Origin of the sequence: Agarivorans sp. Z349TD_8 (genome assembly GCF_050870825.2) — a bacterium.
Classification (GTDB): Bacteria; Pseudomonadota; Gammaproteobacteria; order Enterobacterales; family Celerinatantimonadaceae; genus Agarivorans.
This window is the reverse complement of sequence record NZ_CP194037.2, coordinates 2,395,565-2,421,533: the sequence shown is the minus strand read 5'-3', so window position 1 is coordinate 2,421,533 and position 25,969 is coordinate 2,395,565. Positions and strand designations below refer to the sequence as shown.

General features: G+C 42.2%; 21 protein-coding genes. 10 read left to right on the top strand and 11 right to left on the bottom strand.

Translation table 11 applies throughout. The annotated features are described in order from the left end of the window. Positions 1 to 355 precede the first annotated feature (355 nt). The 6 genes from ACRRS1_RS10945 to ACRRS1_RS10920 form a co-directional block, all read right to left on the bottom strand. Positions 356 to 772: a hotdog fold thioesterase gene (locus ACRRS1_RS10945; protein WP_432453154.1), complete on the bottom strand. Its 417-nt coding sequence runs from the start codon at positions 770 to 772 to the stop codon at positions 356 to 358. Next, on the bottom strand, positions 769 to 3,819 hold the full coding sequence (gene ydiJ / locus ACRRS1_RS10940) for a D-2-hydroxyglutarate dehydrogenase YdiJ (RefSeq protein ID WP_432459368.1): 3,051 nt from the start codon (positions 3,817 to 3,819) through the stop codon (positions 769 to 771). Before ydiJ ends, ACRRS1_RS10945 begins: the two co-directional genes overlap by 4 nt. A gap of 209 nt (positions 3,820 to 4,028) precedes the next feature. Beyond that, complete coding sequence (gene astE, locus ACRRS1_RS10935) at positions 4,029 to 5,078, bottom strand: succinylglutamate desuccinylase (RefSeq protein WP_432467832.1); 1,050 nt, start codon at positions 5,076 to 5,078, stop codon at positions 4,029 to 4,031. A gap of 101 nt (positions 5,079 to 5,179) precedes the next feature. After that, positions 5,180 to 7,654, bottom strand: coding sequence for a glycogen/starch/alpha-glucan phosphorylase (locus tag ACRRS1_RS10930; protein ID WP_432453157.1), 2,475 nt, complete (start codon positions 7,652 to 7,654; stop codon positions 5,180 to 5,182). Positions 7,655 to 8,150: 496 nt separating this feature from the next. After that, positions 8,151 to 9,800: a phosphoglucomutase (alpha-D-glucose-1,6-bisphosphate-dependent) gene (gene pgm / locus ACRRS1_RS10925; protein WP_432467833.1), complete on the bottom strand. Its 1,650-nt coding sequence runs from the start codon at positions 9,798 to 9,800 to the stop codon at positions 8,151 to 8,153. A gap of 40 nt (positions 9,801 to 9,840) precedes the next feature. After that, complete coding sequence (locus ACRRS1_RS10920; protein ID WP_432453159.1) at positions 9,841 to 10,401, bottom strand: replication initiation regulator SeqA; 561 nt, start codon at positions 10,399 to 10,401, stop codon at positions 9,841 to 9,843. 186 nt (positions 10,402 to 10,587) lie between these two features. On the opposite strand from ACRRS1_RS10920, the gene ACRRS1_RS10915 reads away from it, so the two are divergent. The 6 genes from ACRRS1_RS10915 to fur all read left to right on the top strand — a co-directional run bounded on the left by ACRRS1_RS10915 (position 10,588) and on the right by fur (position 13,951). After that, positions 10,588 to 11,355, top strand: a complete 768-nt coding sequence (locus ACRRS1_RS10915) for an alpha/beta fold hydrolase (RefSeq protein WP_432463203.1) — start codon at positions 10,588 to 10,590, stop codon at positions 11,353 to 11,355. 55 nt (positions 11,356 to 11,410) lie between these two features. Then, positions 11,411 to 11,632, top strand: a complete 222-nt coding sequence (locus ACRRS1_RS10910; protein ID WP_432453161.1) for a DUF2788 domain-containing protein — start codon at positions 11,411 to 11,413, stop codon at positions 11,630 to 11,632. Positions 11,633 to 11,651: 19 nt separating this feature from the next. Next, entirely contained in the window at positions 11,652 to 11,930 is a 279-nt protein-coding gene (gene ybfE / locus ACRRS1_RS10905; protein ID WP_432453162.1) for a LexA regulated protein, read from the top strand. Between the two features lie 21 nt (positions 11,931 to 11,951). Further along, positions 11,952 to 12,479, top strand: coding sequence for a flavodoxin FldA (gene fldA / locus ACRRS1_RS10900; protein ID WP_432453163.1), 528 nt, complete (start codon positions 11,952 to 11,954; stop codon positions 12,477 to 12,479). A gap of 85 nt (positions 12,480 to 12,564) precedes the next feature. Then, positions 12,565 to 13,155: a lytic transglycosylase domain-containing protein gene (locus ACRRS1_RS10895; RefSeq protein ID WP_432453164.1), complete on the top strand. Its 591-nt coding sequence runs from the start codon at positions 12,565 to 12,567 to the stop codon at positions 13,153 to 13,155. Positions 13,156 to 13,513: 358 nt separating this feature from the next. Then, a complete protein-coding gene (gene fur, locus ACRRS1_RS10890; RefSeq protein WP_432453165.1) occupies positions 13,514 to 13,951 on the top strand; it encodes a ferric iron uptake transcriptional regulator in 438 nt (145 codons plus the stop codon). Positions 13,952 to 13,986: 35 nt separating this feature from the next. Here fur and ACRRS1_RS10885 read toward each other — a convergent pair whose 3' ends face one another. After that, complete coding sequence (locus ACRRS1_RS10885) at positions 13,987 to 14,598, bottom strand: flavin prenyltransferase UbiX (protein WP_432453166.1); 612 nt, start codon at positions 14,596 to 14,598, stop codon at positions 13,987 to 13,989. A 186-nt stretch (positions 14,599 to 14,784) separates the two neighbouring features. Here ACRRS1_RS10885 and ACRRS1_RS10880 point away from each other — a divergent pair, with 186 nt between their 5' ends. Beyond that, complete coding sequence (locus ACRRS1_RS10880; RefSeq protein WP_432453167.1) at positions 14,785 to 16,017, top strand: HD-GYP domain-containing protein; 1,233 nt, start codon at positions 14,785 to 14,787, stop codon at positions 16,015 to 16,017. Positions 16,018 to 16,146: 129 nt separating this feature from the next. Here ACRRS1_RS10880 and ACRRS1_RS10875 read toward each other — a convergent pair whose 3' ends face one another. Then, on the bottom strand, positions 16,147 to 19,269 hold the full coding sequence (locus ACRRS1_RS10875) for an efflux RND transporter permease subunit (protein ID WP_432453168.1): 3,123 nt from the start codon (positions 19,267 to 19,269) through the stop codon (positions 16,147 to 16,149). Between the two features lie 10 nt (positions 19,270 to 19,279). Then, complete coding sequence (locus ACRRS1_RS10870; protein ID WP_432459361.1) at positions 19,280 to 20,443, bottom strand: efflux RND transporter periplasmic adaptor subunit; 1,164 nt, start codon at positions 20,441 to 20,443, stop codon at positions 19,280 to 19,282. 205 nt (positions 20,444 to 20,648) lie between these two features. Here ACRRS1_RS10870 and ACRRS1_RS10865 point away from each other — a divergent pair, with 205 nt between their 5' ends. Next, positions 20,649 to 21,152 carry a DUF3087 family protein gene (locus ACRRS1_RS10865; protein WP_432453170.1) on the top strand — a complete coding sequence of 168 codons (504 nt, stop codon included), beginning with the start codon at positions 20,649 to 20,651 and terminating at the stop codon, positions 21,150 to 21,152. Here ACRRS1_RS10865 and ACRRS1_RS10860 read toward each other — a convergent pair. Further along, on the bottom strand, positions 21,149 to 21,772 hold the full coding sequence (locus ACRRS1_RS10860; protein WP_432456181.1) for a single-stranded DNA-binding protein: 624 nt from the start codon (positions 21,770 to 21,772) through the stop codon (positions 21,149 to 21,151). The genes ACRRS1_RS10865 and ACRRS1_RS10860 overlap by 4 nt on opposite strands. A gap of 48 nt (positions 21,773 to 21,820) precedes the next feature. Between ACRRS1_RS10860 and ACRRS1_RS10855 the strand changes: the two genes are divergently transcribed. Both ACRRS1_RS10855 and malZ read left to right on the top strand, forming a co-directional pair. Next, complete coding sequence (locus ACRRS1_RS10855; RefSeq protein WP_432467834.1) at positions 21,821 to 22,534, top strand: pseudouridine synthase; 714 nt, start codon at positions 21,821 to 21,823, stop codon at positions 22,532 to 22,534. Positions 22,535 to 22,629: 95 nt separating this feature from the next. Continuing rightward, positions 22,630 to 24,483 carry a maltodextrin glucosidase gene (gene malZ, locus ACRRS1_RS10850; RefSeq protein ID WP_432453172.1) on the top strand — a complete coding sequence of 618 codons (1,854 nt, stop codon included), beginning with the start codon at positions 22,630 to 22,632 and terminating at the stop codon, positions 24,481 to 24,483. 47 nt (positions 24,484 to 24,530) lie between these two features. Here the strand turns inward: malZ and rmuC are convergent, their stop codons facing one another. Beyond that, positions 24,531 to 25,949 carry a DNA recombination protein RmuC gene (rmuC, locus tag ACRRS1_RS10845; RefSeq protein ID WP_432467835.1) on the bottom strand — a complete coding sequence of 473 codons (1,419 nt, stop codon included), beginning with the start codon at positions 25,947 to 25,949 and terminating at the stop codon, positions 24,531 to 24,533. Positions 25,950 to 25,969: the final 20 nt, after the last annotated feature.

Sequence of the window (25,969 nt, the reverse complement as noted above, 5' to 3'; positions counted from 1 at the left end):
AGCACAAATCAACAGCTTCAATGCTGCCTGGCCACACAGCAAAACTAGTTAAAGACTTCGAACGCCCTCCTTCTATTTAATATTTTCTAATACTAATCTGACTCATTATATGATCAACTTATTGCGCAGAATAAATCTGCCGATAACTAGGCATGGAGCGCAGTCACTCGTGGCTCTCATGACAAGATACATGACGCAGTTAGCGGTGATTCAGACAAGCAAGAATCAAGCGATAATGAGTTCGATTGCTATAATTTAATGCGCAAACTCCCCTTGCCTGGTTAATCGATGCGGTGCATTCCCATGATAATGTTGTTCGCAGTTCTCAAGAGAAGGACTGAACCGTCTGGCAAGCTTAGCTTGACTTAACCATCACCGTGAGACGGGAACTACAGACCAATTGCTGCTGTTGAGTAATATTGATCTGCCAAACTTGAATCGATTTGCCTAACTGGATTGGCTGAGCTTTCGCTGTGACCTCGCCATTCCTAACCGCTTTAATATGATTCGCATTAATTTCCAAGCCGAGTACCATTGCGCCGTCCCCCGCAACACAATAGGCCGCACAACTTGCAATACTTTCAGCAAGAACCACGCTAGCCCCACCATGTAACAAGCCCATAGGTTGCTTTACTTTGGCTGTCACAGGCATCGTTGCTACCAAATAATCGTCACCAATCTCGATAAACTCAATACCTAAATAAGCGAGCATATTGCCCTCGCCCATGGCATTCAGCTTTTCCAGAGACATCGGTAACTGCCATATACTCAAACTAAAATCTCCAATAATATCTGCAGCGGATGTTTTGGTTTGTGACCTTCGATGCGTTTCACCTGGCTACGACAAGAATAGCCAGTCACCATAATACGTTCTACCGGTAAAGTTGCCATTTTATGTTTCCAGCTTAAATCATAAATCGCTTTAGAAGTTGCCAACTGCTTGGCATCATGACCATAGGTACCAGCCATTCCACAACAACCAACAGCAACATCTTGCAGCTGAGCATCGAAGTATTGAAATACCTGTTGCCACTGAGCAAAAGCATCTGCTTTTAATGCTTTTTCGGTACAGTGACCAAATAAGTACCACGGCTCATGATCACTCACGCCAAAGCTCAAATCTTGAGAAACTTGAACCTGCTGCAGCCATTCTTGAACAACTTGAACCTCAAAGTTGCCGCGTTTATCTCCCAAAGCATGCAAATATTCGTCGCGATAACACAATACCAAGGCAGGCTCTACGCCCACCATTGGTATATTTAATTCACTCACCTGATTCAAAAAGTCAGCTGAAGTTTGCGCAGATTTTTCAAATTTACTTAAAAAGCCTTTAATATGCTGAGGTTTACCATTGGGCTTAAATGGTAACAATACCGGATTAAACCCTAATTTCTGGGCTAACTTTATAAAATCTTCCACCAATTCCGCTTCATAAAAACTGGTAAAGGGATCTTGTACAATGAGTACTGTACGTTGCTTTTGTTGCTCGCTTAAATTTTGCAATATTTTATAGTCATACTGACTAACTAAGGATTCGGGGATCCGTTGTTTTAAGGTTGGAAAACTAAGCTTGGGAATATCAACCATACCAATGGTTTTGGTCACCAAGGCGTCAACCCACTGCGGTGCCATCAACTGATTAAAGAGTCTTGGCGCTTTTGCCATCAGTGGAGCATAGCTTTCAACATAAGCAACAAAATAATCTTTAATAGGTCGTAGATAACGGCCATGATAAATATTTAGGAAGCGCGAACGAAAAGTCGGCACATCAACCTTAATTGGACAGCCCGTAGTACAGGCTTTACAAGCCAAACAGCTTTGCATCGCATCATATACTTCATGGCTATAGTCATACTCACCTTTACTCTTGGCGATGCTATTTCGAATTTTTAACAACAAATTATCCGGAGCAACAAAGCGAGTTTTGAGTTTTTGCTCTTGCTCTAATGGATCTATTTTTAAGTTCGCTAATTGCCGTAACCATTCGCGCATCAAACCCGCACGACCTTTGGGAGAGTAGCGTCGGTCTCCTGTTGCTTTAAAAGATGGGCACATCGGGCTAGCCGTATCATAATTAAAACATAAGCCATTACCATTACAATCCATGGCATTTTTATAGCTATCTCTTACTTCAATGGCGATCTCTCGATCGTATTGACCTCGTTTTGTGCCATCAACTGAGACTAAATGCTCGTCGCTGTGTAAAGGAGTACAGATTTTTCCGGGATTAATTTGGTTATGCGGATCAAAGGCGGCTTTGATTTTACGTAATTCTGCAAATAGCTCATCCCCAAAAAAATCGGGACCATACTCCGACCGAAAGCCTTTCCCGTGCTCTCCCCACATTAAGCCTTTGTATTTAGCGGTTAAGGCAACCACTTGGTCAGAAATTTCGCGCATCAAAATTTCTTGCTGAGGATCGCACATATCCAAAGCAGGGCGAACATGCAATACGCCAGAGTCAACATGGCCAAACATGCCGTATTGTAAACCTTTTGAGTCCAATAACTCGCGGAACTCAGTAATATAGTCAGCGAGGTTCTCTGGTGGGACGCAGGTATCTTCGGTGAAAGCAACAGGCTTTGCAGCACCATCGGTATTCCCCAGTAAACCTACAGCCTTTTTACGCATATTGTAAATCGCGTTGATGCTGGTTAAATCGTCACAGCGTTGAAAACCAATCACTCCAAGTTCGCGAGCGTCAGCTTGAGTTAGTATCGCTTCCAGTGCCGCAATTTTTTGCCCTTGAAGTTCAATATCGTTTTCGGCAAACTCAACAATATTAATACCTTGCAGATCATGCTCTGGTACATCTCGGATCAATTCTTTTACACTCTCCCAAACGACATCTTGGCGAGCAAGATTAAGCACTTTCGAGTCAACCGTTTCGACCGATAATGCTTGAGCAGCAACCAAACTGGGGGCGTGCTGTAGCGCTGAACTAAAGGCATCATACTTAACCGTAATTAGACTTCTGAATTTGGGAATTTCGGTTAAATCAAGTGTAGCTTCAGTAATGAAAGCTAAAGAGCCTTCAGAGCCACATAAGATACGCGTTAAATCGAGGCTATCACTCTGCGCATGGTAGGCATTTTTTAAATCGTAGCCAGTTAGAAAACGGTTTAACTGAGGAAACTTATCTTCTACGAGCTGCCGTTTATCGATACAGGCATGCTTGACCGCATCAAATATAGGACGAAGCGAAGGACGCTGCTGATCAAGCTGATCAACAGCCAATCTGCCGGTTTTTAGTTCCTCACCATTGGCCAACACCGCAATGACCGACAATACATGATCACTGGTTTTGCCATAAACCATCGAACCCTGTCCTGAGGCATCAGTATTGATCATGCCTCCAAGAGTTGCCCGATTACTGGTCGAGAGTTCCGGCGAGAAGAATAAACCATGGGGTTTTAAAATTGCATTAAGTTGGTCTTTTACGATGCCAGTCTGCACTCTCACCCAACGTTGTTCAACATTTAGCTCTAATACCTGGTTCATAAACTTGGACAAATCAACCACAATACCTTCGGTTAAAGATTGACCGTTGGTACCAGTACCACCACCACGCGGTGTTAATTTAATACTTTCAAAAGACGAAGCTGAAGCGATCCGACAAAGCTGCTTGATGTCCGCAGTGCCTTTCGGGTACACCACCGCTTGTGGTAAATACTGATACACCGAGTTATCTGTCGCCACAGACAAACGACTCGCGTAAGAGGTTGCTATCTCACCAGTGAAAGATGATTGTTCAAGTTTTTGTAAATAATCTAAATACAGAGACTCAAGAGAATTCTTAGGGCTTAACTTCGGGATCATAAATCCGTTGTCCCAACACAAGGTATTAAAATTTGACGGGATTATATCACGCCAAAAAGCCCTTCTGCATGCCTTTCGTTGTAACAAATCAATCATCTAAAAATCATTTAAACAACAGCGCTTCCTGTTAAGCAGATGGTTGAATATAAAAATTTAACTCTGTAGAAATCAAACCTGATTATATATCATTCAACTATATTGCAAATTTATTAAACCAGCCTCCCAGAAACATACGCCCGGGAAAGCGACTGACGACTCATTTTTTTTACCAACAGAACTGCGCGTTGACCGATGGCAACTTTATCATTTGGAAAAACTATTGCTTTCGGACCGTCCTCAATAACGATATTGTTTACGCCATCACGGGCTAATAAATAGCCACTTGGATACTCACTAAAATTGGCTTGTTCTGGGCTAAAATTAAACCGAAATTCTGAACTGGTTTTTTCAATCACATCGCTCACTTCAAACAGCTGAGCCTGCTCAGCTTGAAAATTCCATATATCCAATGGCTCAGCACTCATTAAACGAATCAGGCTGCATTGTAAGTCAGCCAAGTTTGACAAATCATTTTCCCCAAAAGGCTGGACTTTACCCAATTCCACGGTAAATGCTATTGCGCCATGAACAAAACTACTGTGGAAACTAAATGTTGCCGCTGCTTGATTTGAGAATAATACGCAATTTACACCACAGGCTTGTAACAGCGCTAAGCTACTAAGCTTCCAAGCTTTTTCATGAGTGTAAGGGTAAACTGCAAACTTAGGGTATTTGGATGCGCGTATCGCGGTGTGTAGATCAAGATGATAACGCGTCAGCTTAGGATATAGCTGGTAAAAATCCGCCACCATTTGTTCCAGTTGTTTTGCCCGATTCACTTCATAACATACCGGGTACTGTTGATATTGTCCGGTAAACAAACGATTGAGGTTCACCGATAATTCTCGTTTTGCTTCAATCATGGCTGGCGGATTTCCCAAAATAATTAAAGTCGGTTGAGAAATAAGCCATTGCTCGCTCAACATCTGAGAAGCCAAAACATCTAAACACTCAATCGGCGCGGTTTCATTACCATGGATCCCCGCAGATAAAATCACCACCCGCTGGGCAGTCGTCTTCGGTTCAAATAAAAATAACCCTGCTCCCTTCACTGTAACCTTGGTTTTATTCTGCAAGTAAAAGCTAAAGGTGTCTGTACTTCGTGGTGATGCGAGCGTATAGGCCAATATACCTTGTTTTAATAATGCGGTTTTTGACACATCTCATCCCTTCATTTCTGTTAAGAACAACACAGTATGCGGTTTTTATAGACATAAAAAAAGGGAGACCAAGTCCCCCTTTTGTATCTCATAAACTGAGCTTAGTTAGGCAAGACTTTTTCAAGATGCCAGATACGATCAACATAATCTTCAATTGAGCGGTCAGAGTTAAATTTACCGACAGACGCTGAGTTGATAATTGCTTTACGTGCCCATTCTTTTTTGTCGCTGTATAGCTTATCAACTGCGATATTTGCTTCAGAGTAAGACGCAAAATCAGCCAAGCATAGGTAAGGGTCACCACCTTCTAACAGGCTGTGCTTAATCGCTGACAACTCACCTGGTGCGCCAGGCGTAAAGAAGTCAGTTTCTAACCAATCAAGAACCGCTTTCAATTCTGGGTTACCGTAATAGTAATCCCATGGATTGTAGCCAGCTGCTTTAAGTGCCTTCACCTCGTCACAATTTAAACCGAAGATGAAGATGTTGTCTTCGCCCACTTCTTCAGCAATTTCAACGTTCGCACCATCAAGAGTACCTAAAGTTAATGCACCGTTCAGCGCAAATTTCATGTTACCAGTGCCGGAAGCTTCATAGCCGGCAGTAGAAATCTGCTCAGAAACATCTGCAGCTGGGAATAATTTTTCAGCCAGTGTAACCCGGTAATTTGGTAGGAATACGACTTTCAACTTACCTTGAATACGCTCATCGTTATTAACTTTATCAGCGATCTTGTTGATAGCGTAAATGATGTCTTTAGCTAGCTTGTAACCCGGTGCCGCTTTCGCACCGAAGATGAACACACGTTTGTTCATTTCATAATTAGGATTTTCCAACAAGCGACGGTATAGGGCCAAAATGTGTAGCACGTTTAGATGCTGACGTTTGTACTCGTGAAGACGCTTGATTTGAATATCGAAAATCGCATTTGGATCGACTTCAACATCACATAGCTCTTGGATTACTTTAGCCAGTTGAACTTTTTTGGTGTGTTTAATATCCATGAATTGCTTCTGGAATTTAGCATCATCCGCAAAAGCGTTGGCTTTACTCAATAAAGTCAGATCACGAGGCCATTGATCGCCAACTAAGTCGGTATACATACTAGCCAACTCTTCATTACAAGCGAGCAACCAGCGACGAGGCGTGACACCGTTTGTGACGTTTTCAAAACGTTCTGGCCATAATTCACTGAATTCGGGGAATAGATCCTGTTTTACCAATTCAGAGTGCATTGCTGCCACACCGTTGGTTTTGAAACAAGTGACAACACATAAGTAAGCCATGCGGACCATCCGTGTTTCACCTTCCTCGATGATAGACAAATGGCGCTTCATTTCATCGTTACCAGGCCATTTTGCTTCAACTTGATCTTCTAAAAAGCGACGGTTGATTTCATAAATGATTTCAAGGTGACGAGGTAAGACTTTCTCGAACAAGTAAACAGCCCATTTTTCTAAAGCTTCAGGCAATAGAGTGTGGTTAGTATAAGCGAAGGTTTCGCTACATACTTTCCAAGCGTCGTCCCATACCAGCCCTTCTTCATCGATCAGAATACGCATCAATTCAGGAATAGCGACAGTTGGGTGAGTGTCATTTAACTGGATTACCGCTTGCTTAGAAAACTGTGAGAAGTCGGTGTGATTACGTTTATAACGACGAATAATATCTTTCAGTGAACAAGCACAGAAGAAATATTGCTGAATCAAGCGAAGCTCTTTACCTTGTTCACTTTCATCGTTTGGATAAAGTACTTTAGAGACCGCTTCGGCTTGAGATTTTTCCGCCTGAGAATCGATATAACCACCGGCATTAAATACATCCCAATCAAAGAAGTCAGCGGCTTTAGATTCCCACAAACGTAATACGTTCACAGTTTTAGCCTCGTAGCCAACCACTGGAATATCCCATGGCACACCTTTAATTTGACGACCCGCGTGCCAAACTTTACGCATTTTGCCATCTTCACCGAATACGGTTTCTACATAACCGTACAAAGGGACTTCCTGAACTGACTCTGGACGGCAAATTTCCCAAGGATTACCATACTCGCGCCAGCTATCGGGGCGTTCAATTTGGCGACCGCCTTGAATTTCTTGACGGAATAAACCATGTTCATAGTGAATGCCATAACCGACCGCGGGGTAATTTAAAGTCGCTAAAGAGTCAATGAAGCAAGCCGCCAAACGACCTAAACCACCATTCCCAAGGGCCATGTCTGGTTCTTCATCGCAGATGTCATTAATATCTTTTCCTAAATCGCTCAACGCATCACGAGCGGCTTCGAAAACACCAACATTATGCAGATTGTTGACCGTTAAACGACCCATCAAGAATTCTAAAGAAAAATAATGAACAGCCCTTGAATCATTTTCTGCATTTGCTTTTGACGTTTCAGTTAAACGCTCAAAGACCAACTCGTTGACTGACGAACATGTTGCTTTCCACCACGCCTTATTATTAGCGCGTCCTTCGTCAGTACCGAGCGTACTGCGCAAATGCTTCAGGATTGAATCTTTAAATTGCTCTTTCGATAACGCTAATGCGTTTTTTGCTTTTGCCTTTTTAGCGGCCATGTGGATTTCCTTTGTATCTAACCTTTGTGGTGACATCTTCAAACGTAGCATCAGTTGGTTAACCGAACAACAAATGCTAGTCGTGAATTTCAAGTGCCCGGAAAAATTTCCAAGCTCATGTTACCGATGCAAACGAATATTATATACGTTCGACATCACATTTAGTTAAAAAAGCCTCTCGCAACACTAAATTTTTATGCATTTCTTTACAAAAGTACATTTTAACTAAAAGAACTGAAACGAAGTGTAAAGAAAACCCTAGAAAAGCCTAGAGCTTGAAAATGCTTTCATTGGCAAATTACAAAAAATGTTGATCGGAATCAATTAATACGGGGTCTTGGGAGCAGGTTTAAATACATTTTCAGCTTGGTTATTGTAGGAGCACTTTGTAACAAGAATATTACAGTTTGTGCAATTTAATACAGCTGGCATACGTTTTCATCGAATAAAAAGTCATAATATGTGAATTTAAATTCGCATATTATGACAGAGGGGCTTATAGACCAGCTTTCGCTAAGGCCGCCGAAACGATGCTCTGGGCTTCTTGTTCTATCTGGGCTAAATGTTGTTCACCCTTAAAACTTTCCATATAGATCTTATAGATCGCTTCAGTGCCCGAAGGGCGTGCCGCAAACCAACCATTCTCGGTGACAACTTTAAGTCCTCCGATAGCCGCATCATTACCCGGAGCACGAGTCAACTTAGCGATGATCGGCTCGCCAGCTAAAGCTTGAGCTTCCACCATGGCTGGATCAAGCGCGCTTAGTACTGCCTTCTGCTCGATACTCGCAGGTGCATCAATACGTTTATAACAAGGTTCACCAAATTGATTGACAAAAGCTTGATAGTGTTCACCAGGATCCTTGCCTGTAACTGCAATAATCTCGGCAGCCAGCAGGGCTAAAATGATGCCATCTTTATCAGTACTCCAAACGCCACCATCTTTGCGAAGAAAAGAAGCGCCAGCACTTTCTTCTCCACCAAAAGCGATGCTGCCATCGAACAAACCATCAACAAACCACTTAAAGCCAACTGGCACTTCTTTTAACTCGCGGCCAAGTTTTACGGCAACACGGTCGATCATTGAACTGGACACTAGTGTTTTGCCAATGGCGGCAGTGGCAGGCCATTGCTCGCGGTGAGAAAACAGATAATCAATGGCGACCGCTAAATAATGGTTAGGGTTTAACAGGCCACTGCTTTTGGTGACGATACCATGGCGATCATAATCAGGATCATTGGCAACCGAGACATCAAATTTGTCTTTAAGCGCAATTAAACTCGCCATCGCATAAGGCGACGAGCAATCCATACGGATTTGACCGTCTTTGTCCAAAGTCATAAATGAGAACGTCGGGTCTACCCGTTTATTAACAACTTCAATATCTAAACCGTAAGTCTCGGCAATCACAGGCCAATAAGCAATCCCACTTCCACCAAGAGGGTCAACACCAATTTTAACTTTTGCTTTAGCAATCGCATCCATATCCAATACATTGGCTAGATCGTCTACGTAAGGTTTGATGTAATCAATCGCTTCAATTGACGGCATTTTAATCGCGGCGTCGTAGCTTAAACGTTTCACGTCTTTTAGATCATTGGCTAAAATTTCGTTGGCCCGATCTTGTACAAGCTTGGTCACGTCACTATCGGCGGGGCCCCCATTTGGCGGATTATATTTAAAGCCACCGTCTTCTGGTGGATTGTGAGAAGGTGTAATCACTACGCCATCTGCTTGTTCTTTACCTAAACGATTGTAGGCCAAAATCGCATGTGAAATAACTGGCGTTGGGGTATAGCCCAAGCCTTCCTGATAGCGAACCTCAACACCATTCGCAGCAAACACTTCAATTGCCGAGCAAAATGCTGGTTCAGATAAAGCATGAGTATCCTTACCTATATATAGAGGACCAGTTGTGCCCTGCTCTGCCCTATATTCTGCAATCGCCTGACTGACCGCCAAAATATGGTTTTCATTAAAAGCCCGCTGACTCGAACTTCCGCGGTGTCCTGATGTACCAAATGCCACCTGCTGTTCGCGTACATTCACATCGGGTTCAAGCAAATAATAATCTGCGACCAGACGTGGGATGTTTGCTAGGTGCTCAGCCTGAGCTGGCTTACCTGCTAAAGGATGAATAGCCATGAATAGCGTCTCCGTTGCTTAAGTTATAAAATAAAAAAGTTTAGAGCGCCTCGCATACACGCTCTATTTGTATTGCTTGCAAGCCCATCTCACTAGCGACATGCTGAAGAATGTAACGTTTTCGGGCTGTATTAGTATTGGTGATCACCCAGTAAGGGCTGGCAGGAATGGCTTGGGGCTTACTCGTTTTCCCAGAGGCTAACAATGTTTCTTTCGCTTGAGAAAAGTACTCCCGCTTACTCCCCTTAATCACACAAGCTTTAGCAAAACGAGAGTGGTCTAAGCAGTAAAGTTGAGAGAGTAAAGCTAAAAATCGTTTGGTGGAGCTGCCCGCTTCTGCGATACCAGAAAAATCAAATTCAACATGCTGTATAGAAGAAATAACTTTATCCGCTTCGACATCTTCGCCCATCACTGGTTCTGCTGGCACAGACGGTAGTGCTTGAGAACCAACGCGAGCATCATTTAACTCTGAGCTGGCATTTAATTGGGATTGTGCATCCAGTAAGCGTCTTAAGATATCAGAGGCGCTTTCGCCGATGTGCTGAGTTTGTCCCGCAATGTATAAATACAAGTCATCTTCAATTTCTATAGTCTTCATTGCCATTTTTATTTATAAAGCCAGATTAAATATGGATTTATTATACATAGCAAAGTTAATAACTCATCATTAATCCCTTATAAGTCTATTAAAAGCTGAAATTTTGCCCACTAAACTCACCTTTTAGGGCTTGTAGATACGAGGAGAGATAGGCAGACTAGTCGACGAATGAGCAGAGGGTAAATTTTGAAATTGCACTACAAACAACAAGGAACGGGCTACCCCGTTTTACTAATTCATGGCCTATTTGGCAGCTTATCTAATTTAGGTATATTAGCGAAACATTTGCTTGAAAATGATTATCAAGTGATTAGTGTTGATGCGCTCAATCATGGCTTCTCACCACGCAGCGAATCAATGAATTACCAAACCCAAGCGAATAGCATAAAAGATCTATGCGACCAACTGGCGATTGAGCAATGTGCTATTGTCGGCCATTCGATGGGGGGGAAAGTCGCAATGGCCACCGCCCAGCTTTACCCTGATCTAGTGTCTGCAATTGTGGTGGCAGACATTGCACCTGTCGCCTACCAACATAACCACCAGGCGGTATTTAGCGGTTTAAACAGCTTTGATGTAGCCACCGTAACCAGTCGAAGCGAAGCTGACCAATTGTTAGCCCACTATATTAATGAACCAAGTGTTAGACAATTTCTGCTTAAGTCCTTAATTAAAGCAGAAAATGGTTGGACTTGGTTATTTGATGTCCAACGATTATCTCGGTGCTACCACAACATTATTGACTGGGAACCTTTAGGCGTTTTTAATCAGCCTTGTTTGTTTATCAAAGGACAAAATTCGGATTATATTGTTAGTCAGCAGCAACTCAGTACCGTACAACAGTTCCCCAAAGCTGAATTAAAAGTAATAACGGCGACCGGACATTGGCTACATGCCGAAAAACCTGCTACTTTCAATCGTTTGACTGAGCGTTTTTTAGGCACGCATATTTAACACCTCGCTGTGCTTTGTGATATAGTGCGCGTCGAATTTTCTCCCGAGGATAGCCATGTTTGCTCAATACATCGATCAAATAGAAAGCCTTGCCTTAACGATTGGCTTTGTTATTTTATTTTTTCTTATTGGCATGGCTATTCAAGATGTACTCAAAAAAGGCAATGTTCCCCCCTTCGGCCGCGCCGTTGTATGGTTAGTATTGTTTTTAGGATGTGCAGGCTTTGTCGCAAAAGGCTTAATTCAGCTATCTTGGGAAGGTAGTGGTTTAGGCTAAACGGTTGTTTCTAAAAGTAATGGCAAAACAAAATACAGATCGAACCACAATTGATCTATTTGCGAGCGAAAAAAGAGTGGGTCGGCCAAGAACCAACCCCTTAGAACGCAAAGATCAATTGAAAGCCAACAAACGAAATCAACTTAAACGAGATCGTGCAAATGGGCTTAAAAGAATAGAATTAAAAGTTGAACAACACCTATTCGAAAAACTGAATCAATTAGCTGACGAATCAGGTATTAGCAGAAGTGAATTGATTGAAAAAATATTGAATAGTCAATTTTCAATAAATCAATAGTTTGTAATACAGGTGAAAAATATGGCAAGCGTAGGTATATTTTTTGGCAGTGACACCGGCAACACCGAAGCCGTTGCACAAATGATCCAAAAAGAGTTAGGTAAAAAACTAGTTGAAGTGAAAGATATCGCCAAGTCGACCAAAGAAGACATTGATGAATTTTCACTGATCCTATTAGGGATCCCCACTTGGTATTATGGGGAAGCACAATGTGATTGGGATGATTTTTTCCCTGACCTGGAACAAATTGACTTCTCAGAAAAACTGGTTGCGATCTTCGGCTGCGGCGACCAAGAAGACTACGCTGAGTATTTCTTAGATGCGATGGGTACCATCAACGATATCGTCGTGAATAAAGGTGCTACCGTTGTTGGGCATTGGCCAATTGAGAGTTACGATTTTGAAGAATCTAAAGCCTTAGCTGACGATAAACATTTTGTAGGCTTAGGCATTGACGAAGATCGCCAGCCGGAGTTAACTCAAGAACGCGTGAAAGCTTGGTGTCAGCAAGTCTACCAAGAGATGTGTTTGGCTGAGTTAGAAGATTAAGTGACTGGGCAAAGCCCAGTTTTTCTTTAATAAACTAACACAATTGGCAATAATTATGCTTAACTTTGGCTAGAGGTGTTGAGCATTGCCAAAATTACTGTTATTAATTTCACTGATAGTGTCTTTTTCTAGCTATGCCGATGTTTGGTTTTATCAGGACCAACAAGGGGTTATGCATTTTTCTCAAGAGAAAAAAGACTCAAAATGGCGTTTGTTAATGCGCACCCCGAAAGCATTTGCAAAACCAAAATCCATCGTACAGGCCCCAAATCCACTCAACAACAATGCTTATCAACAACTGATTATTGACACCGCAAAGCGATACAATCTCGATCCGGCCTTAATCCATGCCATCATTGCAACTGAATCTAATTATAAAAACAATGCTGTTTCACGCAGTGGCGCGATGGGCTTAATGCAATTAATGCCTGCAACGGCAAAACGATTTTCAGTCACCGATCCCTTTGTTCCAGAGCAAAATATAGAGGCCGGGAGCCGTTATCTTCGCTGGTTATTAGATGAGTTCCAATCGCTGCAATTAGCGCTTGCCGCATACAATTCAGGAGAAAATACCGTAAAACGCTATGGTTTTAAGATCCCTCCTTACCAAGAAACCCAAGATTATGTCCGTAAAGTCATTAAACGTTACAAACAAAACCTCAGCCAAACTAATTAGCGGTTAAACTAACAGAGCGTTCCATTTTAGCTCCACTTTGATTGCAAGAGTTCACATCTATCTGCAGCGCTTATGTAGAAACAAACTATTACAGCATACTGTTAGAGGGCATAGCGGGAATAAACCTGTCAGTTTTTCCTAGTGACTATCATCGCTAGTCTATGTGCGAGCTTCATCAGTAATCGGCGAGTCACTACGAGTAGTGGTTCATCGCGAAAACGAAGCCAAGTGCACAAATTCGCTGGCTTAACCCACATCAATGCAGCAAGTTTTTAGCTTGGGGCTTTGTGTTTAGTGCGTAAGCCCGTATACTACGGGCAGTTATGGAATGGATAACAGCAAGGGATAAAAATCACCTATGTCTGATAATAATCACGCACTAAAAAAAGCGGGTCTTAAAATTACGCTACCCAGAATGAAAATTCTGGATTTGCTACAAACACCGAATAACCAGCATATCAGTGCCGAAGATTTATATAAATTACTACTTGAACAAGGCGAAGAAATTGGCCTTGCAACCGTTTATCGAGTACTGAATCAATTTGATGATGCAGGTATTGTTACGCGTCACCACTTCGAAGGCGGAAAGTCAGTATTTGAGTTAAATACTCAAAATCATCATGACCACTTAGTTTGTCTTGATTGTGGGAAGGTCATCGAATTTAACGACGAAGTGATCGAGCAACGCCAGCGCGACATTGCTAAAAACAATGGTATTCAACTCACTAATCATAGTCTTTATCTTTATGGGCACTGTATTCAACAAGATTGTACGGAAAACTCTGAAGAAAACTGACAACTCAAACAGGTGTAACAACATACACCTGTTTTCTATTGAGCATATCCCCAACGCCCTACCAGCTGATTATCTACCCCTAAATGATCGAGGATCCTTGAGGCCACATGATCGACGAGTTGCTCAATACTTTGTGGGTTGTGATAAAAACCAGGGCAAGCTGGCAATATATCAACCCCTATTCTGGCGAGCTTCAACATATTTTCTAAGTGAATCGCAGAAAAAGGCATTTCCCGCGGCACTAAGACTAAACGTCCCTTTTCCTTAATGACAACATCAGCAGCTCGCTCCAGCAGATTATCTGATAGGCCCATCGCAATTGATGCCAAAGTTCCCATACTACAAGGACACACCAACATCATTTTAGGTGCAGCAGAACCTGAAGCGACCGGCGAAAACCAATCCGTTTTACCAGGTAACAAAATTTGCCCTTTTTGAGCTTTAAAACGTTCCTGCATGAACTGTTCTACTTTATCTTTTGCGGTTGGCCACTGTTCGCCTAATTCCGTTGCAATAACGACCTTTGCCGCACTAGATATCAATAAATGCACTGTAAATTGCTTTTCGATGAGCAACTCAAGTACCCGGATAGCATAAATAACACCGGACGCGCCAGTAATAGCTAAGGTTATATGTTTGTTTTTCATTCAGTAAATACTGTACTCGATTTTAAGAGCGATCCTGCAAGAGAGGCAGGTTTATACCAAGATTTTCGGCTTGAGGGTAATTGTAACGTCATTAATTCGGCTAAGCGACTAATTATACAGCTTAAAGCATTTATAAAAACTAAGGTATTAACTACAATAAGGAAAAGGAATTTATGTAACGGGCTTATGTCTAAAGTAGAAATCCCCACCAACAGCTTACAGGTTGGTCATTATATTAGCTTACCGATTGGTTGGACTGCCCACCCTTTTATGCGAAATAGCTTCAAAATAAAAAATGAAGAACAATTAACTGTTGTTCGTTCTTTAGGCCTAGATGTGATTACAGTTTTCCCCAATAAATCAACCGTTAACGTTAACTTAGTGACCACGGCTACGACCGACGAGCAAGCACCAGAAGCAATCGCAGAAATCGATCCGGAACAAGCAATACTAGAAGAATTAAGGCACGCTCAAAAACGTGCGAATAAAGCATTCTTACGTAATTCAGAGAGTTTTCGTCTGGCCTTGACTAAATTTACCAATAAACCTGAAGAAGCTTATTACAGTATATTCGAACAAATAAATATCACTTTACAACTGATGTTTAAATCTAAATCACCACATAGTGTTTATGTTATTTTGGAACCCAGTAGCGAAGAAGATATTTTTTTCCACAGCGTAAATGTCGCTGTTCTCTCTGCTTTAGTGGCCAAGAATTTAGGTTTTACTGAGAAAGAATGTTCGATGTTGTGTATTGCGGCGATGGTTCATGACATTGGCGAACTCAAAGTTCCCCAGCAGATCCGCAGAAAACCCAATGAATGGGAATCCGCAGAACAGAGTTTTTTTGAAACTCATCCTAAATTTAGTGCTGACCTGATTAAAAAAGCAGGTTCATTTCCAAAAGAAATTCTGCCGATGGTGCTAAATCATCATGAACGATTAGATGGTAGCGGCTACCCAAAAGGTTTAAAAGCAAAAGAGCTAGATAAAACCACTCAGTTACTGTCGATTGTTGATGCTTTTGAACACCTATGTTCACCTTTACCAAATCAGAAAAAACTCACACCTCAAGAAGCCTTCGCCTTTCTCTATAAGTATGCAGGAACAAAATATAACAAGTTATACTTAGAGCAGTTAATGAATACTTTAGGTATCTACCCCCCCGGCTCCATAGTAAGCTTATCCGATCAAACTTATGCAATGGTGATGTCGAGCAACCCTAAACAAAAACTTAAACCGAGAGTTTTACTTTTAGAAAAAGGTAAAAGCTTCAGCAATGCTAGCGTCATCGATCTCAGTAAGTCAGACGTCAAAATTAGTCAAACTGTAAAATGGGAAGACGTACCGCAGGCGCTAATTAAGAATTTCGACCCTAAACTTCGCTGTTGTTATTTCTTCGACCCCGAGCAAGAATAATTCAAATCCGTTAGCCCTACTATTTTTAGCTTTACTTCACTTCAAATAAATTCATTTACGCGTGTTCTAGGTAAAAAGCGAAAATCATCAACTGATTTCCGCTTTTTATCTAAGTTAGTCATTGGACTATTATTCGATAATGTCTTGTTTACCTTTTACTTTTTCTCTCATACTTTGCATCATTACGTAAAAAACGGGCACCAGACAAGTCCCAACAAGGGTGGCTGCGATCATCCCGCCCATCACCGCATAACCCAAAGACACGCGACTAGCCGCCCCTGCACCAGTCGCAATCACTAAGGGGATCACCCCTAGAATAAACGAGAAGGCAGTCATCAATACGGCTCGAAAACGTAGGCGAGCAGCTTTTACCGCAGCATCTCGAATTGTCATACCGCTTTCTCGCAATTGCTTGGCAAATTCAACAATCAAAATAGCATTCTTACAGGCTAAACCGATCAATAAAACCAAGCCGATTTGAGTATATAAGTTCACATCGGAACCCATAATCCAAATGTAAACAAAAGCCCCTAAAATCGCGATAGGTACCGCAAGCATCACTGAAATAGGTATCGTCCAGCTTTCGTACTGAGCGACCAAGAACAAATAGGTAAAAATGAGGGCTAGAGAAAAAATAAGCGGTGCCAAATTACCAGCTTTTAACTCCTGATAAGTTTGCCCTGACCACTCGTAGGTATAACCGACCGGAAAACTATTTTCCGCAATTCGTTTAACCGTTTCAATCGCTTGCCCTGTACTATAGCCCGGTGCTGGGAAAGCATTCATTTTCACTGCGCCATATAAGTTAAATTGGTTGATATACTCCGGCCCCAATTTAGGCTCAACAGTCACCAAAGTTGTTAGAGGGACCATTTCATCAAACTTATTGCGAATATAGAAACGAGAAATATCTTGTTCAGAGTTTCTATATTCAGTTTCGGCTTGCATGTATACCCGAAAGACCTTACCAAAACGGTTAAAATCATTGACGTATTTAGAGCCTAGCATCGTTTGCAGCGTGGTAAAAATACTATTCAATTGTACCCCCTGCACTTTTGCTTTCTGTCTATCAACATCAACGAACAGTTGTGGTACATCCGCACGATAAGTACTAAAAGCAGCGGCTAGTTCCGGAACGCCTGCGGCTTCTACTGCGGTAGCCCGCATCACACTGGCCAATTGCGCAGGACTTCGCCCCAAGGTGTCTTGAATATAAAACTCAACACCTGCGACGGTCCCCACCCCCGGTAAAGCCGGCAACGAAAATCCCATCGCTTGCGCTTCGCCATAACGACTCAGCGCAGCATTTGCTTTTGCTAAAATACTCGACTCAATTAATGCGGGATCGTTACGTTCATCCCAATGGGATAAAATCACCACCATAAGCCCCGCATTTGAAGACACCGCGCCTGAAATAATTGAATAACCACTAGCCGAAATAACGTTAGTCACACCATCCAACTGGTTGAGTTCGTCAACCATTTTGCCAATTACGTCTTTGGTTCGGTTAATTGATGCACCATTAGGCAATTGAACATCTACAAAAAATGCCTTCTTATCTTCAGTCGGTACAAAACCAGTCGGTAATGAAGTTGCAAAATAGCCAGTCGCACCAAGCAATAGCACATAAACAATTCCAACAATCGACAACTTTCTGACCATCCCCGATACAAAACCACTATATTTCCCAGTGGCTTTATCAAAATAGCGGTTAAAGACAGCATGAAAGCCCTTTTCATGAACTTTAGGGGTTTTTAATAAAGAGGCACATAGTGCCGGACTCAAGGTTAAGGCATTCACGGAAGAAATGAGTACCGAGATACAAATGGTAATGGAAAACTGAGCATACATTTGTCCAGTGATTCCCGGCATCACAGCGGTAGGGGCGAATACAGCTAACAGTACCAAAGTGGTTGCGACCACAGGGCCTGTCACTTCTTGCATCGATTTGATAGTCGCATCGACAGCGTTCAAACCTTCTTCTTGCATTAAACGGGTGGTATTTTCCACAACCACAATCGCATCATCGACCACAATCCCAATTGCAAGGATCAAAGCAAATAACGAAACAGTATTAATGCTCATGCCAGTTGCCAATAGAAATGCAAAGGTACCAATCAATGAGACCGGTATCGCGATAGCAGGTACTAGGGTTTGCCTGAAATCTTGTAAGAAAACATAAACCACAAAGATAACCAAAGCCACCGCAATCAACAGCGTTTCTAACATCTCATTAATCGAGGTTTGAACAAATTCTGTCGTGTCGTAAAGGATTTTGTAATCCATATCCTCGGGAAACTGAACACTTAAGCGATCCAGTTCTTCTCTAACACCTTTTGCGACTTCTAAAGCATTGGCACCACTGGTTTGATAAATAAACAGTAATGCTGAGTCCTTATTATCCAGTTTTGCTTCAGCATCATAGCTTGCCGCCCCCAATTCAACCCTAGAAATATCTTTTAAATATACGGCGCTCCCATCCGGATTGGAACGAACGATAATTTCTTCAAACTCTTCGGGGTGACTTAAACGTCCCTTCGTGGATAAGGTATATTGAAACTGTTGATCCCGGGGCACAGGTGCTGCACCAATCCGGCCTGCGGCAACTTGAATATTCTGTTCTTCGATAGCCGCAATCGCGTCATCAACGCTAACACCTAAACTAGCCATTCGGTCTGGATTTAACCAAATCCGCATTGAGTAATCCATCCCACCAATAATGCTAACCTTTGATACCCCATTCACTCGGGCAAGGTTATCCTTGATGTTGATCCCCAAATAGTTGTTCAGAAATAAATTATCTAAACCTTCATTGGGTGATATCAAGTTGAGCATCATCAAAATATTGGGATCTTGCTTTTGAACTTTAATTCCGCTGCGCTGGACCTCGTAAGGTAGACGAGGCATAGCCTGCTGAACCCGGTTCTGCACATTCACTTGCGCCATGTCAACGTCGGTACCAACTTCAAAAGTAACGCTTAAGGAGTAACTGCCGTCATTGGCGCCTTTTGACTCCATATAAATCATATTTTCAACGCCGTTAACTTCGGCTTCAATAACCTTGGCCACAGTGTCTGCCACCACATCGGCACTCGCACCAGGATAACTGGTCGTCACCGAAACGGAAGGCGGAGAAATATTGGGAAATTCAGCAACCGGTAATACCGGGATCGACAACAAGCCAGCCAAAGTTAAAACAATAGAAATAACAAAGGCAAATTTGGGTCGATGAATAAAAAACTTACTAATCATCACCGACTCCTTAAGATTGAGCTTCAGTGAAAGGCTGGATAGTATCCATCTCGTGTTCGACTTCAGCACCAATACGAACTTTTTGTAAGCCCTCGCTGATGACTAAATCCCCTTTGTCCAATCCGTTTTTCACTTCCCAGTCAATCCCGTAACGTTCCCCTAACTCAAGGTTTTTTCGTTGAACTATATTTTGTTTATCCACAATTAATGCATATCGACCTTGTTGATCTTCTTGAACCGCACGCTGCGGGATCAGCATCACTTGTTGCATATTAGGTGACTCAATGATCACCGTGACATACAAGCCCGGCACCACCAGATCATCTTTATTGGCAAATTCGGCGCGAATCGCCAAAGTACCCGTCGTTGCATCGACCCGATTATCCACAAAGTCCATCTTGCCCGTTTCTTGATACATGCTGCCATCAGGGAAACGCATTTTGACTGGGAAATCTCCCAATTTGAAAGGTGTAGATATCGATTTATGGGCACGTTGCGCAGCCATAATAGTTTTCTCTGGGATTTGAAAATTTACCCAAACAGGTTCCATTTGCACCAAACTCGCCAATTCAGTTTGTTCCGGCACAATCAAATCTCCGGTAAAAACAGCTGAACGGCTAATCCGTCCGGTAAATGGCGCATATATCTTGGTATACCCAAGTTCTAGCTTGGCATTGTCTAAATCAGCTTGGGCACTCTGTAATGCAGCGGCAGCCTGAAGCTTTTTCGATAATAAATTATCGTAATCAGATTGACTGATGAAGTTATCTTTAATTAAACCTTCACCGCGTTTAAAATTGAGAACCGCGGTATCAAATGCAGCTTTCGCTTGAGCCACTAAAGCTTTTGAAGCGTTAAGCGCGGTAGTATATTGCTCAGGATCAATTTCAAAAAGCAACTGATCCTTTTCGACAATGCTCCCTTCAACAAAATTAATTTTTACTAATTCACCTCTAATTTTTGCTTTTAAAATAATATCTTGGGTGGCTTCAGTTCTGCCAACAAATTCGTTACTTGGTCTGACTTCTCTGGTGGTCACTTCTAAAACTTTAACCTTTGCTATGACCTTTGGTGCTGGAGGTGGTGCGTTATCGCAGCCACTCACAAAAAAGACTGACAAAAGCATCATTCCTAACACCGAAGATATGCGGCCTATTTCCTTGGAACGCTTCATAAATATTCCTTGTTAACAATATAAAAGAGGAAACTATAAGTTTATCATAGTTGCTAACTAACAAACTGAAAACTAGAGAATTTGGAATAATTGATAGTTTTTTTAAATCATCAAAAATAGCGATATAAAAGTCACGGTTTGGTCATATATAATGACTAATAATTTATTAGAATCATTCTCTTTAAATATCGTTGAAGGAACAATAATGCAACTAAAACCAGTAGACAAACAACGTTATCAGACTCGCTCCCGATACTGCTACTTTGGCATATCTACGGTATTAATTATCTTAAGCTTAGTTTGGTCAAGTTGTTGGATTTACTTATTTTCTAAGAATGATGATAATTTTATATTCAATCTGCTTGGAGTCGTGAGCGCAGTGGTGTCGATGTTTCCAATCGTTCGCTATTGCAAAAATCAGCCTTGGTTTGATGAGGTCGTCTATATTTGGAATTTAAAACAAGAACTAAACAAAATTAATCGAAAGATGTCTTCTCTCGTGCAAGCTTGTGATCGAGCTGAATTGAATGCCTTCACTGCAATCAAGTTTAGCTATCAGGGAAGCCGTCAAATTTGGCAACTTGACGACAACACTCTCATGCTAACTGAACTGAATTTATCCGAACAGCAGCTTGATGAGGCAATCGCAAAACAAGGTCTTGTTATTAATATAAACGATTACCACAGCGAGATATTAAAAGCTTACTAGAACTGGTTGATCAAAACACATGTATGACCATCGACCAGCACCGGAGAAATGAGCAAGTCTTCGGCAAAAGCTTTCTTTAGACTACCGTCAATCACTAGCTTGTCACCTACATTCGATTGCTTATCAACTAATTCTGCGGGGTAACCCCACAGATTGCAGCTGGTAAGCTGTGACGGTTCCGCGTCATCAGTGGCTAGCTGTAACTTTAAATAACTTTGGTTATTCACGCTCTGACGTAATGAAGACTTACTAAGCAATTGGCCAACTAAGGTTAACTTGTTCCAGTACAACTGGGTAGGCGCGCCAATAAAACTTAGTTGTTCTGCTTCTATGGCGCTAATAATCCGCCCTTCAGAGTCTTTTTGATATCTAAGTCGCCCTTTGACAACCACCCCATCTCCGGCTTTGGCATATTGTTTTAAGCGCTCCGCTTCATCTGCGCGTGCAGTAACCGTGAACACATCTACACGTTCCTTGGCTGGCGGTTTCGTTTTTTTCTTTACCAACAAGTCAAATTGAGTGATAGCAGTCCCATCGCTAAAATAACGAAGGGTCACTTGCTTGGTTACAATATTGCCCAATAATTCAATATCTGAGCGGCATAAAGCGTTTGTTGTCATAGCCAATTTAACGTTAATATCCTCATTTATGCTTATATTAGGGCCATTATGAAATACCCTTGTCGATTAGACAAATACCTTTCAAAAGCAATGTCCATTTCCCGCAGTGATGCTAAAAAACTAATCAAAAATAAGCGAGTGACAATTGACCTCCAATTGAAGGTACAAGCACAACAAACGCTGTATGCGGAGCAACAAGTACATCTAGATGGTCAACCATTAAGCTTAATCTCTCAGCATTATTTCATGCTCCATAAACCCACGGGCTACCTGAGTACTGCCGCGGAAGCCGGTCATCCAAGTGCGCTCTCTTTAATTACCACCGCTGCACCCGTTCCACTCCATGCAGCCGGACGTTTAGACTTAGATACCAGTGGCTTACTACTGCTTACCACTGACGGACAATGGTCCCATCGCGTCACTAGCCCCAACAGTGGGAAATATAAAGCGTACCGAGTCCAACTAGCAGAATCGCTCAGTTTGCAGGATTTAGAGCAACTTCGACAAGGTATTTTGTTGCGTGGTGAAGATAAATTAACCAAACCCGCTTTAGTTGAGCCACTCAGTGCAACAGAAGTTGACCTACAAATTACCGAAGGACGATATCATCAAGTAAAACGTATGTTTGCCGCTTTAGGGAATAAAGTGCTTGGTTTACATCGTTGGCAAGTTGGGCAAATAAAGCTCGATGAACAACTTGCACCGGGTGAATATAGAACCTTGACTCCCCAGGAAATAGCAAGCTTTGAACAAGCCAAATGACTCATAAATCATTAGTAAATTTACAGTGTTAAGCTCAATCTGTTGTTTGACAACGAATCGAACGAAGCAAGATTGCAAACCAGCGAGGTATAGATATGACAAGTTTTAGATTTCATCCGCAAAGCCAAGTCGTTCGACAAGCCGAGCATTACCTCATTACCTTGTATACTGATCCAGCAGAGCAATATGAACAACTCCTGATTCGAATTGAGCCAGACCATGAGGAACTATTCATGGACATGCAGCCCTGCTCAACCAGTGGCTCTTGGCTAAAATGGCAAGTTAAAATTCCGATGAGTGTTCATGCTCCCCATACTCTCTACTGCTTTAAATTTGTGTATAGCGATCGACAAGTCTATCTGCATGCGGCAGGTGAGTCGGTGCGCCTTCCTCAAAAACATTATCACTTTAAAATTCATTCTGATGCTCAGCCTCCTGAATGGGTCAAACAACAGGTTTTTTATCAGATATTTCCTGAAAGGTTCGCCAATGGCAAACCCGACATAACCCCGTCCGCCGATACCTATCAATATCACCAAGATGGTCGGCCTGTGGTGCAAAAACAATGGGGAGAGCCAGTAGCAAAAACTCACTCAGGAACCGGCGCTACCGAATTTTACGGTGGCGATTTAATAGGCATCGAACAACAACTCGATTATCTTCAACAACTGGGAGTCACCGCCCTCTACCTGAATCCAATATTTGCTTCCCCCAGCAACCATAAATATGACTGCGTTGATTACTGGCAAGTTGAACCTCACTTTGGCGGAAACAAGGCGCTAATATCATTAAGCGCAGCCTTAAAAACACGACATATGAAGTTAATGCTCGATGCTGTTGTAAATCATACCTCGAATCAACACCCTTGGATCGACTTCTATCAACAAGGCAAAAACGGCGCTTATAATCATCCCTCCTCTCCCTATCGTAATTGGTATCATTTTGATAACGACGGCCACTACTGGTCTTGGAAGGGGATTACCAGTCTGCCTAAGCTGAATTTTGCTGAGCCAGAAGTTCAGCAAGCGATCTATTCTGGAAAAGACGCCATGCTTAAACATTGGCTCAAACCGCCCTATCAAATTGATGGTTGGCGCTTTGATGTGGCACACATGCTCGGTGAACACAACAGCGCCCTAAATAACGCGCATCACATCCGCCAATTTAGAAATGCGATTAAACAAACCAACCCACAAGCCTATATGATCGGAGAGCATTTTTCAGAAGCTAGCCAATGGTTACAAGGCGAACAACAAGACGGCGCGATGAATTATTATGGATTTTGCCATCCTGTGGTTGCCTTTCTCACCGACACCGACGTACCAAGACATGCACCAATTCACCTAAGCGGAGTCGATTTAGCAACCTGGCTTGCCGAGGCCCGAGCCTCAATCCCATTTGCTAATCAACTCGCCCAATATAATTTATTAGACAGTCACGATACCCCAAGATTTTTACATCTAGTCAAAGAAAATCGTCAACTGAAGCAGATCGCCGTAACGCTTTTACTCACTTATATCGGTGTACCGTCTATCTATTATGGGGACGAGGTGGGAGTCACTGGTGGCAACGATCCAGACTGTCGTCGCTGCTTCCCTTGGGATCAAGATCAATGGGATCACAAGCTGTTCAAGCATTACCAAAGCTTAATCGCATTGCGTAAAGAGCGTATAGAACTACAACAGGGGGATCTGATAAGTCTTGCAGAACAAGCTGACATCTGGGTCTATCTACGTTGGATACCTGGTCAACACAGTATTGTGGTCGTCAATCGCGGGCCAGCCCAAGAACTCACCATCTCGTTAGAACATTTCGTACTGGAATCACGCTGCTACCTTGAACGATTATCTGGAGTACAATTAACACTCAATCACAATCAATTAACGATTGAATGTGCCGCCCAATCTTCACAAATATTCAGCTCTATAGAACACCGACCAGCGATGTAGAGTAACATTCAAAGCACTGCCAATACGAATACTTGGCAGTGCTACCCTCACGCCCCTTCATCTGACAATTTATTGTTTTCCAAAAAATTATCCGCTAGCGATTTGCTTGAACTAATTTGTAAGTCTTTCAATTGTTGAGCCTGCCTAATCAAGTTGCCTTTGCCTGAGCTAAGTTTATTCATCGCACTGTGATAGCTATCAGAAGCTCGCTGTATTTGTTGGCCATGTGTCGTTAAATCTTCAGTAAAAGCGACAAACTTATCAAATAACTTACCAGCGCGTTGCGCAATGATTTGTGCATTCTGTTGTTGATGTTCACTGCGCCATAAATTCTGAATGGTTCGCAAGGCAACCATCAAACTACTAGGGCTCACTAGCAAAATATTGGCTTCAATCGCAAACTTAATTAACAGGGGATCATGCTCCAGCGCGCTAAGGTAGGCACCTTCAATCGGCACAAATAGTAATACGTAATCTAAAGAGTTCAGCTGATATAAGGTTTGGTAATCTTTTTTACTTAAACCAATAATTTGCTGACGTAGGCTTTTAACATGTGCCTTTAAAGCACTACGCTGCTGCTCTTTGTCTTCACTATTAAAATAGCGCTCATAGTCCACAAGGTTGACTTTTGAGTCGACGATCACCGCTTTGTCATTCGGCAATTTAACCACAACATCGGGTTTTATTTTCTGGCCGTGTTGGTTTACCCCCATCACTTGAGTGTGGTACTCATAACCTTCTCGCAAACCAGAAGATTGCAAAATTTGCTCGAGGATCAATTCTCCCCAATCCCCTTGCTGTTTATTATCGCCTTTAAGTGCTTTAGTTAGTTTTACCGCATCATCACTCATTCGCTGATTGAGTTGTTGCAAAGTGACGATTTGATCTTTTAGTGAATGTCGCTGTTTGGCTTCATTCTCATAACTGCTTTGAACTTGTTGTTTAAAACCGTCTAACTGTTGTTTTAAAGGTTGCAATACCGCTTCGATACTTTGCTTACTTTGTTGTTGTAATTCTTGACCTTTTTCCGAGAAAATTTTGTTAGCTAACAGCTCAAACTGAGCACTCACTCGAGCTTCGCTCTGTTCTAGGTAACGGATCCGATCTTGTAAGTTAAGGTCTTTTTGTTGCAACAGCGCACAGCGTTGCTGCTCGCGTTGTAACAATTGTTGGTTAGCTTGAAATTGCTCTGACAACTCGCGTAAATGATGGAGTTCATTTTCACAAGCTGCATTCTTTAACTGTTGCTGATGAAGACTTATAGTCGCGTCTTCCAAAGCTTGGCCCGTGGTAACTAATTGAGCACTCGTTTGCTCAAGCTGTAATTTCAATCCAGCGAATTGTTCCTTCATCGAACGTCGAGAAAGCTGCCTTTGTATATAAAGCAAAATCACTAACAACAATAGGCAGATGGTCGATAGACCGCTAAATTGACTAAACTGGGATGAAATAAACTCTAATATCACGGTAATTCCATTGCGCTTAA

Excerpts from the sequence above, each read along its gene's own strand:
- ydiJ (WP_432459368.1), bottom strand. The coding sequence starts at position 3,819 with ATGATCCCGAAGTTAAGCCCTAAGAATTCTCTTGAGTCTCTGTATTTA.
- ACRRS1_RS10930 (WP_432453157.1), bottom strand. The coding sequence starts at position 7,654 with ATGGCCGCTAAAAAGGCAAAAGCAAAAAACGCATTAGCGTTATCGAAA.
- pgm (WP_432467833.1), bottom strand. The coding sequence starts at position 9,800 with ATGGCTATTCATCCTTTAGCAGGTAAGCCAGCTCAGGCTGAGCACCTA.
- ACRRS1_RS10920 (WP_432453159.1), bottom strand. The coding sequence starts at position 10,401 with ATGAAGACTATAGAAATTGAAGATGACTTGTATTTATACATTGCGGGA.
- ACRRS1_RS10910 (WP_432453161.1), top strand. The coding sequence starts at position 11,411 with ATGTTTGCTCAATACATCGATCAAATAGAAAGCCTTGCCTTAACGATT.
- ybfE (WP_432453162.1), top strand. The coding sequence starts at position 11,652 with ATGGCAAAACAAAATACAGATCGAACCACAATTGATCTATTTGCGAGC.
- fldA (WP_432453163.1), top strand. The coding sequence starts at position 11,952 with ATGGCAAGCGTAGGTATATTTTTTGGCAGTGACACCGGCAACACCGAA.
- fur (WP_432453165.1), top strand. The coding sequence starts at position 13,514 with ATGTCTGATAATAATCACGCACTAAAAAAAGCGGGTCTTAAAATTACG.
- ACRRS1_RS10885 (WP_432453166.1), bottom strand. The coding sequence starts at position 14,598 with ATGAAAAACAAACATATAACCTTAGCTATTACTGGCGCGTCCGGTGTT.
- ACRRS1_RS10880 (WP_432453167.1), top strand. The coding sequence starts at position 14,785 with ATGTCTAAAGTAGAAATCCCCACCAACAGCTTACAGGTTGGTCATTAT.
- ACRRS1_RS10875 (WP_432453168.1), bottom strand. The coding sequence starts at position 19,269 with ATGATTAGTAAGTTTTTTATTCATCGACCCAAATTTGCCTTTGTTATT.
- ACRRS1_RS10870 (WP_432459361.1), bottom strand. The coding sequence starts at position 20,443 with ATGAAGCGTTCCAAGGAAATAGGCCGCATATCTTCGGTGTTAGGAATG.
- ACRRS1_RS10865 (WP_432453170.1), top strand. The coding sequence starts at position 20,649 with ATGCAACTAAAACCAGTAGACAAACAACGTTATCAGACTCGCTCCCGA.
- ACRRS1_RS10860 (WP_432456181.1), bottom strand. The coding sequence starts at position 21,772 with ATGACAACAAACGCTTTATGCCGCTCAGATATTGAATTATTGGGCAAT.
- ACRRS1_RS10855 (WP_432467834.1), top strand. The coding sequence starts at position 21,821 with ATGAAATACCCTTGTCGATTAGACAAATACCTTTCAAAAGCAATGTCC.
- malZ (WP_432453172.1), top strand. The coding sequence starts at position 22,630 with ATGACAAGTTTTAGATTTCATCCGCAAAGCCAAGTCGTTCGACAAGCC.